The 12,688-nt window shown below is 62.6% G+C and carries 10 protein-coding genes; 4 read left to right on the top strand and 6 right to left on the bottom strand.

All coding sequences use genetic code 11. The features are described from left to right. Positions 1-48: 48 nt before the first annotated feature. Positions 49-1,563, bottom strand: coding sequence for a leucyl aminopeptidase (locus EB231_RS20695; protein WP_172350494.1), 1,515 nt, complete (start codon positions 1,561-1,563; stop codon positions 49-51). A 231-nt stretch (positions 1,564-1,794) separates the two neighbouring features. On the opposite strand from EB231_RS20695, the gene EB231_RS20690 reads away from it, so the two are divergent. Both EB231_RS20690 and EB231_RS20685 read left to right on the top strand, forming a co-directional pair. Continuing rightward, positions 1,795-2,697 (top strand): LysR substrate-binding domain-containing protein, encoded by a 903-nt coding sequence (locus EB231_RS20690; protein ID WP_172352973.1) that lies wholly within the window; start codon positions 1,795-1,797, stop codon positions 2,695-2,697. 206 nt (positions 2,698-2,903) lie between these two features. Beyond that, on the top strand, positions 2,904-4,361 hold the full coding sequence (locus tag EB231_RS20685; protein WP_172350493.1) for an NCS1 family nucleobase:cation symporter-1: 1,458 nt from the start codon (positions 2,904-2,906) through the stop codon (positions 4,359-4,361). Positions 4,362-4,396: 35 nt separating this feature from the next. Here the strand turns inward: EB231_RS20685 and EB231_RS20680 are convergent, their stop codons facing one another. The 5 genes from EB231_RS20680 to tpiA form a co-directional block, all read right to left on the bottom strand. Further along, positions 4,397-4,942, bottom strand: a complete 546-nt coding sequence (locus tag EB231_RS20680) for a DUF1697 domain-containing protein (RefSeq protein ID WP_172350492.1) — start codon at positions 4,940-4,942, stop codon at positions 4,397-4,399. Positions 4,943-5,070: 128 nt separating this feature from the next. Beyond that, the gene (locus EB231_RS20675; RefSeq protein WP_281411398.1) at positions 5,071-6,708 is read right to left on the bottom strand and encodes a CTP synthase; all 1,638 of its coding nucleotides are present in this window, start codon (positions 6,706-6,708) and stop codon (positions 5,071-5,073) included. A gap of 184 nt (positions 6,709-6,892) precedes the next feature. Then, a complete protein-coding gene (locus EB231_RS20670; protein WP_172350490.1) occupies positions 6,893-8,017 on the bottom strand; it encodes a L,D-transpeptidase in 1,125 nt (374 codons plus the stop codon). A 212-nt stretch (positions 8,018-8,229) separates the two neighbouring features. Next, entirely contained in the window at positions 8,230-8,706 is a 477-nt protein-coding gene (gene secG / locus EB231_RS20665) for a preprotein translocase subunit SecG (protein WP_172350489.1), read from the bottom strand. A gap of 167 nt (positions 8,707-8,873) precedes the next feature. Further along, a complete protein-coding gene (gene tpiA, locus EB231_RS20660; protein WP_172350488.1) occupies positions 8,874-9,644 on the bottom strand; it encodes a triose-phosphate isomerase in 771 nt (256 codons plus the stop codon). A 144-nt stretch (positions 9,645-9,788) separates the two neighbouring features. Here tpiA and EB231_RS20655 point away from each other — a divergent pair, with 144 nt between their 5' ends. Beyond that, the gene (locus EB231_RS20655; protein WP_172350487.1) at positions 9,789-11,681 is read left to right on the top strand and encodes a peptidyl-prolyl cis-trans isomerase; all 1,893 of its coding nucleotides are present in this window, start codon (positions 9,789-9,791) and stop codon (positions 11,679-11,681) included. Continuing rightward, the gene (gene trpD, locus EB231_RS20650) at positions 11,678-12,688 is read left to right on the top strand and encodes an anthranilate phosphoribosyltransferase (protein ID WP_172350486.1); all 1,011 of its coding nucleotides are present in this window, start codon (positions 11,678-11,680) and stop codon (positions 12,686-12,688) included. The genes EB231_RS20655 and trpD overlap by 4 nt, the downstream gene beginning before the upstream one ends.

Below are 12,688 nucleotides of genomic sequence, written 5' to 3'. Positions count from 1 at the left end.
CCCCATCACGCTCGAACGCATCTCTTTGCTGTCCCTGACGGCAGGCGCCTAGTTAACCCCGCGGCTGGCCTGCACCCACTCTTCCAGCATCTGTACGCCGAAGGCGGTGGCACCTTGCCTGCCCAAGGGCCGATCGGTGTCGGTCAATTCCTTGCTGGCGATGTCGAGATGCACCCACGGGCGGTCTTCCGTGAAATGGCGCAGGAAAGCAGCTGCATAGGGAGCGTCGCCATCCTCCATGTCCTTGGCATGGTGGCGGAGGTCGGCGAATGGCGATTGCAGCCCCTCGTCATAGGCACGGTCGAGCGGCAGCCGCCAGAACCGCTCGCCGACGGTTTCACCGGCCGCGATCATCTGCGAGGCGATTGCATCGTCGGTGCTGAACAGGCCGGCGAATATCGATCCCAGGCCACGCGTCACCGAATAGGTCAGCGTCGCCAGATCGACGATCACCGACGGATTGAAGCGTGTTGCCGCGTAGTGGAGGCAATCGGCCAGGAGCAGACGCCCTTCGGCGTCCGTATCGAACACTTCGACGGTCTGTCCCGAGGCCGTCGTGATGATGTCGCGCGGTTTGAGAGCGGTGCCGGACGGCATGTTCTCGGCAATACCGAGAACGCCAATGGCGTGTACCGGGCTGCCTTGCCGGGCGAGCGCGATCAGAAGGCCGACCACCGCCGCCGCCCCGCCCATATCGGCCTTCATGTCGAACATCTGCTCGCCGCGCTTGATGCAGAGACCTCCGGAATCGAAACAGACGCCTTTGCCGACGAACGCCAGCGGCTGGGAGGGAGCACCCTTGCCGCGATAGCGCAGCACAGCCACCCGTGGCGGCCGCGCCGAGCCGGAGCCGACCGCCAGCAGCGCGTTCATGCCGAGCTCTTTCAGTTGCGCGGCATCGAGCATTTCGATGTCGATGCCGGCCTCGCGCAGCGGCTCCAAATGATCGTGGAAATTGTCGGGGTGGAGATGGTTCGGCGGCAGGTTGACCAGCGTGCGCGCGTATTCGACGCCATCGGCGATTGCATTGACCCGGGCCAGCGCCGGGGTCAGCTCCGCGCTACTTGCTCCGACCAGTTGCACCCGCAGGGTTCGATCCGCTCCCGCCCCCTGGCGCCGGTTGCGCATGTCGAAACGATAGCGCCGCAGCCGCATGCCAAGCGCGACGCGCGCCAAGATCTCGGCTCCGGGCAAGCCGGCACCGGCAATAGGGTCGAGGACAAGCGTGGCGGCGCATTCGCCCTTGCCTTCCAGATGCGCGGCAAGCAAACCGCCGGCCCGCGCCAAGGACAGGGCGCTCACGGCTTCAGCTTTGCCCAGGGCCAGGACGACTACGCGCCGGGCCGATACGGCCTGAGGGGCGATGAGATCGATGCAGGTGCCGGATTCGGCCAGTGCGGCCGGGTCGGAGCAGGCGCGGGACAGAATCCCGCCCATTTCAGCATCCAGCGCCGCTGCCTGGGGGCCAAAGCCTGTTTGGGCAGTTTGCAAGATCACGACGACAGAGGCCTCTGGGGAAATCTCGTCCACCGTTTCGAATACCGGCACCGGCGATTGAGGCATATGCAGTTGTTCTCCCATTTGCTGATGCGCAATGCTTCCGCAGCCGGCGATGGAACCGATCAGGCCGGTCTCCGCCACTGGTGGAATGGTGCCGGAGGCCCCAAATAGTTGTTTTTGGACGGCGACTTAGTCGCTCTTGTCCTTGGGTATCCCCGAACAGGCCAGGCGATCAAACGCCAATTTTGCTCAAGTCGATTGACAAAAACTCAACTGACAATTCATGATCGGCCCATGGCCTTACCATCACTCAATGGCATGCGCGCTTTCGAGGCCGCCGCACGTCTCGGCAGCATCAAGGATGCGGCCGAAGAACTGCACCTGACGCCCTCGGCCATAAGCCGCCACATCCGCGCGCTTGAAAGAAATCTCGGCCAGGATCTGTTCGAGCGCGGCTTTCGCCAGATAACGCCGACCATCAGGGGCTCTTACTATGCGCGCAGCCTTTCCGAGGCGTTCGAAGCCATCTGGCGCGCCACCGACGATGTCAGCCTCGCCGATGGCCCGAGCCACGGCAGGACCCAACGTGTCCGGGTGTTATGCGTGCCGGCCGTTCTGAACCTTTGGCTGGCGGACCGTTTGCCGAACTTTCGCCGGCTGCATCCGACGGTGGAACTGGAGATCTCGACATCAGGCAAGCGCGCCAACTTCGATTTGGCCATTGTCGACGAGTTCGTCTACAAGGCCGGCCCCGCCCTGACGCTGCTGATCCCGCTGGTTCTGACGCCTGTCTGCGCGCCCTCACTGCTCGAAGGGCCTGTGCCGCTGCGATCGCCCGCTGATCTGGTCAATCACCATCTGATCCATGAATGCGAGACCATGAGATGGAGGCGGTGGCTGGAGCAGGAAGGTGTTTCGGATACGACGCCGAAATCCAGCACGACGCTGGATGATTGCACGCTGATCATGCGCGAGGCGATCAATGGGGCCGGAATTGCGCTTGCCGACACGATGATGGCACAGGATTTTCTTGAGCAAGGCAAACTTGTCGCCCCGTTTCGTGCCCGCCACACCTACCCGGCCGGCATTTATCTGCACCAGCGTCGCAGCATCGGCAACAAGCCAGGCACCGGCCTGTTTCAGGATTGGCTATTGTCCGAAGTCGAGGACCACAAGCGGGTAATGGCCATCACCTAGGTGGAGCCGTTGTTGCCGAAATCCGAATCGCTGAGCCGACCTTGTTCAACAACGGCCCACGAATGCGATCCGTCGATAATCGCGGTTCGTATTGAATATCTTTAAGGCCAAAGCCGGCAAATCGGTTGCTTGTCGGTTCCCCAGCGTCAGGCGTAACCTCTTTGGTCAACGCGTGAGGGCGCGTGCTGCAAGAAGGGGATATTGCAATGACGATACAGGGCGCATCGCCTGACCTTTACAATGAGGACCTCGCTCCAGCCAAAGTTCGAAACTGGGGAGCATTTTCGATCTTCAACGTCTGGACGTCGGACGTCCATAGCCTGTGGGGCTATTATCTCGCCGCCAGTCTGTTTCTGTTCTGCGGCGGCTTCGTCAATTTCATCATAGCCATCGGCATCGGGTCTCTGATCATCTACGCGCTGATGAACATGGTCGGCTATGCCGGCGTGAAAACCGGCGTGCCCTACCCCGTGCTTGCACGCGCCTCCTTCGGTGTCTGGGGAGCCAACATACCGGCGCTGGTGCGCGCCATCGTCGCCTGCTTCTGGTATGGCGCGCAAACCGCGGCCGCATCCGGCGCGATCGTGGCCTTGTTGACCCGCATGCAATGGTTCGACGAGTTCAACAAGACGTCGCATCTTCTCGGCCATTCCACACTGGAAGTGATCTGCTTCGTCATTATCTGGGCGCTGCAGCTGCTGATCATCCAGAGAGGCATGGAAACGGTACGCCGCTTCCAGGATTGGGCTGGGCCCGCGGTCTGGGTGATGATGCTGCTCCTGGCCATCTATCTCTGCGTCAAGTCAGGGACCTTCGCCTTCACCAGCGATATTCCAATGGATGTGCTGCGCGAAAAGACCGCCGATGCCGGCATTCCCGGCGATCCCGGATCGTGGACGGCACTCTTCGGGGTTGCCGCGATCTGGGTGACCTATTTCTCGGCGCTTTATCTCAATTTCTGCGACTTCGCCCGCTATGCGCCGGATAAGGCTTCGCTGCGCAAGGGCAACATCTGGGGCCTGCCGGTCAACCTGATCCTGTTCTCGCTGGTCGCTGGCGTCACCACCATTGCTGCCTATGATGTCTATCACGAAGTGCTGCTGCATCCCGACCAGATCTCGGCTAAGTTCGACAGCTGGTTCCTGGCTGCCCTTGCCGCGCTGACCTTCGCGGTGGCGACGCTCGGCATCAACGTCGTCGCCAATTTCGTCTCGCCGGCCTTCGACTTCTCCAACGTCTTCCCGCGCCAGATCGACTTCAAGAAGGGCGGCTACATCGCGGCGCTGATCGCGCTGGTGCTCTATCCCTTCGCCCCGTGGGAAGGCGGCGCGGCGCATTTTGTCGGCGTCATCGGCGCGACAATGGGACCGATCTTCGGCGTCATGATGGTCGACTACTATCTGATCCGCAAAGGCGAGGTCGACGTCGAGGCGCTTTATCGCGAGCATGGCGAGTTCCGTTTCCAGGGCGGCTGGCATGTCAATGCCTTCATCGCCGCCGGCATTGGTGCTGTCTTCTCGTCGATCCTGCCGAACTTCACCAACTGGCTGCCGGCCTGGTGGGGCGTCTACGGCTGGTTCTTCGGTGTCTCCATCGCCGGCGTCATCTACTACGTGCTGCGCACCGCCGCCGTGGGTGCGGGCGCCAGGACGGCGAAGGCTTGAAAATGAGGGAGTAGGCGGCAGGCGTCAGGGAATCCCTACTGCCTGCCGCCCACCATCTCGGCCAATCTGCGCACCGTATTCCAGTTGCGTGACGTGCCTACGCCCATGCGCTTGTGATTGGCGGCCGCAAGCAACCGTGAGCTTGGTCTTTCACGCGAGAAGACGAGCCATATGTCGCCGCCGACCAAGAGCACCGTCTCGTCCTCGGCGGCATGCGCCTGAAGCCCTGGCAGGACATCTTCGGCCACGGCTTTGCGCATCACGCGCACCGCGACCTGATCGCCGGCGTCCGTCGATTCGGTGGGGAATGGACTGCGTGACGCGAGTTTCAGCCAATCTCCGGCGCTGCGGACAATGATGTCGACGTGGCGGCCAAAAGCCGTTTCGAAAGCGGCCTCCAGCCGCCTTTCAAGGACGGGGATGGCAGTCTTTTCACTCTCGAAGACAAGGTTGCCGGTCGCCACCAAAGTGCGAACGTTCCTGAGGCCAAGGCTTTCCGCCATCGCCTTGAGGTCCGACATGACGACCCGCCGCCCCGCGCCAAGAATGATGCTGTAGAGGAGCGCCACATAGGTCTGCATCAGGTGGGCCTCGCCTGAGCAATTCCAGGAAAAGTGTGAAACGGTTTTCCCACAGGAATTGCGCCGAAACAAAGGGATAGAGCGGTCCACCGTTTCCGTGAGATGGTGGCCCGCTCTCTATCGGGTGCCTACACCAATCTGCTCTGCTCGACCGCCGCCTCGATGAAGCTGGCGAACAGCGGATGCGGATCGAGCGGCCGGCTCTTCAGCTCGGGGTGGTACTGCACGCCGATGAACCACGGATGGTCGGGATATTCGACCGTTTCCGGCAGCACGCCGTCCGGCGACATGCCGGCAAACACCAGGCCGCAATCCTCGAGCCGCTCCTTGTAGTCGATATTGACCTCGTAGCGGTGGCGATGGCGCTCGGAAATCTGCGTGTCGCCATAGATATCGGCGATCTTGGATCCCTTGGCGAGATCGGCCTGATAGGCGCCAAGCCGCATGGTCCCGCCGAGATCGCCGGTCTCGCGGCGCTTCTCTAGCATGTTGCCTTTCAGCCATTCGGTCATCAGGCCGACGACCGGCTCGTTGGTGGGGCCGAACTCGGTCGAAGACGCATGCTCGACGCCCGCCAGCGAGCGCGCCGCCTCGATGCAAGCCATCTGCATGCCGAAGCAGATGCCGAAATACGGCACCTTGCGCTCGCGCGCGAACTTCGCCGCCAGGATCTTGCCTTCGGAGCCACGTTCGCCAAAGCCGCCGGGAACCAGGATGCCATGCACCTTCTCCAGCCATGGCGTCGGATCTTCCTTTTCGAAGATCTCCGATTCGATCCAGTCGAGCTTGACCTTGACGTGGTTGGCGAGCCCGCCATGCGACAGCGCCTCGATCAGCGATTTGTAGGCGTCCTTGAGGCCGGTATACTTGCCGACGATGGCAATGGTCACCTCGCCTTCCGGATTGTGGATGCGGTCGGAGACCTTCTGCCAGGGCTCCATGCGCGGCTTCGGCGCCGGGTCGATGCCGAAGGCGGCCAGCACTTCCGAATCAAGCCCTTCCTTGTGGTAGGCCATCGGCACGTCGTAGATATGCGGCACGTCGAGCGCCTGAATGACCGCGCTTTCCCGGACATTGCAGAACAGAGACAGTTTGCGGCGCTCTTCCTTGGGGATGGCGCGGTCGGCACGGACCAGCAGGATGTCGGGAGCGATGCCGATGCCGCGCAGTTCTTTGACCGAGTGCTGGGTCGGCTTGGTTTTCAATTCACCCGCCGTCGGAATGTATGGCATCAAGGTCAGATGCACATAGACGGCATTGTTGCGCGGCAGATCGTTTCCGAGTTGGCGGATCGCCTCGAGGAACGGCATCGCCTCGATGTCGCCGACCGTGCCGCCGATCTCGCACAGCACGAAATCATAGTCGTCATTGCCGTTGAGGACGAAATTCTTGATCTCGTCGGTGACGTGCGGGATGACCTGGACGGTGGCGCCGAGATAGTCGCCGCGCCGCTCACGCTCGATGATGTTCTTGTAGATTCGGCCGGTGGTGATGTTGTCCTGCTGATTGGCCGAGCGGCCGGTGAAGCGCTCGTAGTGGCCAAGATCGAGGTCGGTCTCGGCACCGTCATCGGTGACGAACACCTCGCCATGCTGGTACGGCGACATCGTGCCGGGATCGACGTTGAGGTAAGGGTCGAGTTTTTTGATGCGTGCGCGATAGCCTCGCGCCTGCAGGAGAGCCCCAAGGGCCGCTGCGGCAATGCCTTTTCCAAGTGAGGAAACCACGCCGCCTGTGATGAATACATATCGCGCCATGGGAGTCATCGCTTAACGCGGCCGGATTGATTCCGCCAGAGAAAAAACCACCGCGAAGGCTTTTTCCCAAGAAGGCGCTTGGACCAGGATCCCGAAACGTGGAATCCGGTTTCACGACCGAACAGGCTTGATCGTGAACGGGCAAAACAAAAGGGCCGGCTGAGCCGGCCCTTTCGGCATGATGATAAAGACGTCAGATGATGACGACTTTGGTGCCGACCTTGACGCGGCTGTAGAGATCCATGACGTGCTCGTTCATCATGCGGAAGCAGCCATTGGAGGCGCTGGTTCCGATCGACTGCGGCGCGATGGTGCCGTGGATACGCAGATGCGTGTCCTTCTTGCCGTCATAGAGATAGATGGCGCGCGCGCCGAGCGGGTTCTGGCCACCGCCGGGCATGCCGTCCTTGTACTGGGCGTAATGCTTCGGTTCGCGCTTCTGCATGTCGAGCGTCGGGATCCAGCGCGGCCATTCCTGCTTGTCGCCGACGGCGACCGTGCCTTTGAACTGCAGGCCCTCACGGCCGACCGCGATCGCGTAGCGACGCGCGGTCGTCGATGATTCGACGAGATAGAGGCGGCGCGCACTGGTGTCGATGACGATGGTGCCGGCATCGTAGCCGGTGAATTCCACGTCCTGCGGGACGAATTCCGGCTTCACCTTGAACGGCTTCTTGGCGTTCTTCTGGGCGAGTGCCTGGTCGAGCGCGCGCGTCTCGGGCAGATAGCTGATCGACGAGCCGGATGAGGTCCCACCAAACAGGCCGGCGAACAGACCGCCACTCGACTGCTTCTGGCCGCCGATGACCTCGCTGCGCAGTTCGCCATTGTTGCCGGTCAAGGCGACGTTCATCGCCTCGGCCGGGAGCGGCTCGGCCGACTGGATTGGCGTGATCGGTTCAACCGGCTCGATGACCTTGGTGGTCTTCTTGGCCGGCTTGGCGTCAGCCACTTCGGTTGCCTGAGCTTTCTGGCCCTTGCTGGCCAGGAACGCCTGCCTGTCCGCTTCGGCCCTGGCCTTGGCGGCTTCACGCATCGCCAGCTTCCTGGCTTCGAGCGCCTTGGCCTTGGCTTCTTCCTTGTCGGCAACGATCTTGGCCTCGAGCCTCTTGATCTGGGCGAGATCGTCCGGTGTCGGGTTTTTCTTCTTCTTGAGAAGCTTCAGTTGCGCCGCATCGCTCTTGGCTGCGACGTTGATGGCGTCGGTTTTGTTGACCGACTGGTTGGCGGCCAAATTGGCCGGCACACCGGCGAAAGCCGGGGAACTAAGGCCGATTGCGGCGCAAAGTCCCAGGAAAATGAAGCTGCGAAGCTGCATGGCGAAGATCCGATCGTTCAATGCTTGTTGCCCACGGCGTCGCCCGGCGCCCCCCAAGGACACCGAAAATGCCGCGTGCAATCTATAGTCGAATAAGCGCGTATGCCTCAAGCGCGAGACCACGCTGCTGCCCGTCGAATCTTCGTGATCGCGCAGCATTTGCCGCGACTGTGTTCAAACGATCACAGGTCGCGGCTGGGACCAGGTGGAGCTTACTGGTTCGGGACTTGCGGTGTCGCCGGCGCGGTGTTGGTGGTGCCGTTGCTTGCCGGCGGCGTCGCGCCGGCAGCAGGCGCCGTCGCCGGGGCAGTTGCCGGAGGCGTCGCCGCGGCGTCATTGCCGGATGGCGGCGTCGGTGTGGCGTTGCCGGCGGGCGCCGGCGTCGTCGTGCCGGGCAATTGATTGAGCACGCCCTTGCCGGCGCCGTCCGAAGTCGCGGGAACGCGGTCGAGAATGTCGATCGGCTTCTCGCCGTAGCGGGCAATGATCGACAACGTCAGCGACGTAACGAAGAAAGCGGCCGCCAGGATCGCCGTCGCCCGCGTCAGCGCATTGGCGGCGCCACGCGCCGTCATGAAGCCCGATCCGCCACCAATGCCAAGGCCGCCACCTTCGGAGCGTTGCAGCAGCACTACGCCGACCAGGGCGAGCACGACCATGAGATGGATGACGATCAGTACGGTTTGCATAGTTTATCCTGGCAAGACCTTGCCCGGCCGCGGACACGACCGGTGAATTGGAGGCGGCTCAATACAATGCTTTCACGGCATTTCCAAGCCCGTGGCCGGAATATGGGAAGCAACGCGCCCTTTGCAACGAATTTGGACGGGATGAGCCCCGTCCAGCATCATGAATCTCAGCCGGGAATGCTGCGGTAGGCTTCCGCGATACCCAGGAAATCAGCTGCCTTCAGGCTGGCGCCGCCGACCAGGGCACCGTCGACATTCCTGACACCCAGCAACTCCACCGCATTGGACGGCTTGACCGAGCCGCCATACAGGATGCGTATCCTCGCAGCAGCGGCGCCGAGCTTTTCCGACAGCTTTTCGCGGATATGCGCATGCGCTTCGGCCACATCGGCCGCGGTCGGCGTCAGGCCGGTGCCGATCGCCCATACCGGCTCATAGGCGATGACGGTGTTGGATGGCGTGGCACTCGGCGGCACCGAGCCGGCGACCTGGCGCGACAGTACGTCAAGCGTGGCGCCCGCTTCGCGCTGTTGCTGCGTCTCGCCGATGCAAACGATGGCCACCAATCCGGCGCGCCATGCGGCGGTTGCCTTGGCCTGGACCGTCGCATCGTCTTCACCGCGTTGTTCTCGGCATTCGGAATGGCCGACAATGACATGGCTCGCGCCCGCGTCCTTCAGCATCTCCGCCGAGATGCAGCCGGTGTAGGCGCCGCTTTCCTTGGCATGGCAGTCTTCACCGCCGGCATGGACGGGCGTGCGTGACAGAATCTCCGCGGCATGGGAAAGCAACGTCGCGGGAACGCAGACCAGCGCCTCGGTCTCGGCGTCGAGCCCGCTCATGAACCCGTTGCCGATCATCCTGATCTCGTTCAGCGAGGCGCTGGTGCCGTTCATTTTCCAGTTGCCGGCAACGAGCGGGCGAATTCCTGGCGTCATGGTCTGCTTCTCCGGGCGATATCAGGCTCTGGCCCTCACTACCAAAATCAGGCCACAAAGCAATCGACAGTGGGGCGGAAGGGCGCTATTGCGCTTGTTTCAGACTCGGCGCCTGCGAAAAAGGCGCACAAATCGGAAGTAACGATGCTTAGTATATTGAGAAACGCGGCGGGTACCTGGGTCGCGAAAGGTCTACTGGTGTTGCTGGTGCTCAGCTTTTTGGTCTGGGGCATCTCCGGGCGGCTGATGGGCGGCTTTGCCGGGCACGATTCGGTGATAACTGCGGGTGGCACCAAGGTATCGATCAACGAATATCGCCTCGCCTATGACCGCCAGTTGGCCGTCATGTCGCAGCAATTCGGTCAGCGCCTCACCCATGAACAGGCAAAGGCGCTCGGCATCGACAATCAGGTGCTGGCCCAGCTCGTTTCCGGCGCCGTTCTCGATGAACAGGCACGCAAGCTGGGCCTCGGCCTGTCCAAGGACCGGCTGGCCGAGTTGACGCGTGAGGATCCGGCCTTCAAGGGGCCGAGCGGTGAGTTCGACAGGAGGACGTTCGAATACCTGTTGCGCGAAGTCGGCATGCGGCCCGAGGATTATCTGAAGAACCGCGCCCAGGTTGCGGTGCGCCAGCAGATCGTCGAGGCGGTCTCGGACGGCCTCAAGGTGCCGGACGCCTTCTTCAAGGCGGTGGCGCTCTACCGCGGCGAGGACCGCACCGTCGATTACCTGACATTGCCGAAGGCGCTCGTCGAGCCGATCGACGCACCGAGCGACAGCGTGCTTAAGGCCTATTTCGAAGCCAACAAGAAGACCTACGCCGCACCCGAGTATCGCAAATTCTCCTATGTCCGCCTGGAGCCGGTGGACATCATGGATACGACCGCGGTCACCGACCAACAAGTCAGCGACGACTACAACAAGAACAAGGCGCGCTACACCACGCCTGAGATGCGCACCATCGAGCAGCTTGTCTTCAAGACGCCGGATGCGGCCAAGGCCGCGCTCGATTCGCTCAAGGCCGGCGCCACTTTCGAAAAGCTGGTGACCGCCGAAGGCAAGACTCCGGCAGACACGCTGCTTGGCACGCTTGCCAAGGACAAGATCGCCGACAAGGCGGTTGCCGATGCCGCTTTCGCGCTCAACGCCAATGAAGTCAGCCAGGTCGTTCAGGGCGCCTTTGGTCCGGTGCTGCTGCGCGTCACCGCGATCAAGCCCGAGGTGGTGAAGCCGCTCGCCGAAGTCTCCGACCAGATCCGCAAGGACCTGGCGCTGGGCGAGGCAAGCCGCATCCTGCTGGATGTCCACGACAACTACGAAGACACCCGCGCCTCCGGCAGTTCCCTGGCCGAAGCGGCCGCCAAGCTGAAGCTGAAGGACGTCACCATCGACGCCATCGACCGCAACGGCCTCAGGCCTGACGGCTCGGTCGTAAAGGACCTGCCGGAATCACCAGCGTTGATCAAGGCGGTCTTTGACGCGGAACCCAACACCGAAAACGAAGCGCTGACCACGGCCGACAACGGCTTCGTCTTCTATGAAGTCGGTTCGATCACGCCGGCTCGCGACCGTACTCTCGATGAGGTCCGCCAGAAGGTCGTCGCGGACTGGACGGCGGCGGAGACCACCAAGCGGCTCGCCGCGAAGGCGGACGAACTCGAAAAGCGGCTCAAGGCTGGCGCCACGCTGGACGTCATCGCCAACGAACTCAAGCTGGAAAAGCAGACCAAGCGCGGCCTGAAGCGCGAAGCCGACGATGCCGATTTCGGCAAGGAGGGCGCCGCCGTGATGTTCGGCGTGGGCGAAGGCGGCACCGGGCTGATCCCCTCGCCCACCGGCGACGGACAAATCCTGTTCAAGGTCGCCGAAGTATTCGAACCCGCCGGGGCCGATGCCAGCTCGGTGCCGGAGGACGCACAGAAATCCTTCACGTCCGGCATGTCGGACGATCTGCTCGACCAGTTGGTGGCGCAGTTGCAGACGCAGTATGACGTCCGCATCGACCAAGCCGCCGTTGCCCAAGCCTCGACAAGATGAGCGCGCTGAAAACCCATATCGCCAAGGTCGCGGGCGGCAACGCGCTTTCCTTCGAAGAAGCACGCGAGGCCTTCGACATCATCATGTCGGGCGACGCGACCCCCGGGCAGATCGGCGGCTTCCTGATGGCGCTACGCGTGCGCGGTGAAACGGTGAGCGAGATTTCGGGCGCCGTTGCCACCATGCGGGCCAAGATGCTCCGCGTTGAAGCGCCCGCCGGTGCCATCGACATCGTCGGCACCGGCGGCGACAATTCCCACAGCGTCAACATTTCGACGGCATCGGCGTTCGTCATCGCCGGCAGCGGCGTTCCAGTCGCCAAGCACGGCAATCGCGGCCTGTCCTCGCTGACCGGCGCCGCAGACGTCCTGATCGCCCTTGGGCTCAAGATCGATATCTCTCCGGAAACGATCGGCGGCTGCATCCGAGAGACTGGCCTCGGCTTCATGTTCGCTCCGGCGCACCATCCCGCGATGAAGCATGTCGGCCCGACCCGTGTCGAGCTCGGCACCCGCACCATCTTCAACCTGCTTGGACCGCTCTCCAATCCGGCTGGCGTCGTCAGGCAGATGGTCGGTGTGTTCCTGCCGGAATGGATCCTGCCAATCGCTGAGACGTTGAAGGCGCTGGGTACCGAGCATGCCTGGGTTGTTCACGGCGACGGCTATGACGAAATCACCACCACCGGCGAGACGCAGGTGGCGGAGCTGATCGGCGGCGAGATCCGCGGCTTCACGCTGACCCCGGAAGAATTTGGGCTGAAGCGCCATACCAAGGACGAGCTGCGCGGCGGCGACGCCGCTTACAATGCCAAGGCATTGCGCGACATGCTGGGCGGCGCTGCCGGCGCCTATCGCGACACCGTGCTGATGAATGCCGGCGCTGGCCTGGTGATTGCGGGCAAGGCAACGACACTTGGCGACGGCATCGCGCTCGCCGCGCAAGCCATCGATAGCGGCCGGGCGCTGCAGGTCCTCGACCGATTGGTCGAAGTTTCGAACGGGTGA

This window comes from Mesorhizobium sp. NZP2298 (genome assembly GCF_013170825.1).
Lineage (GTDB): Bacteria > Pseudomonadota > Alphaproteobacteria > Rhizobiales > Rhizobiaceae > Mesorhizobium.
This window is presented reverse-complemented; position numbering and strand designations above follow the sequence as displayed.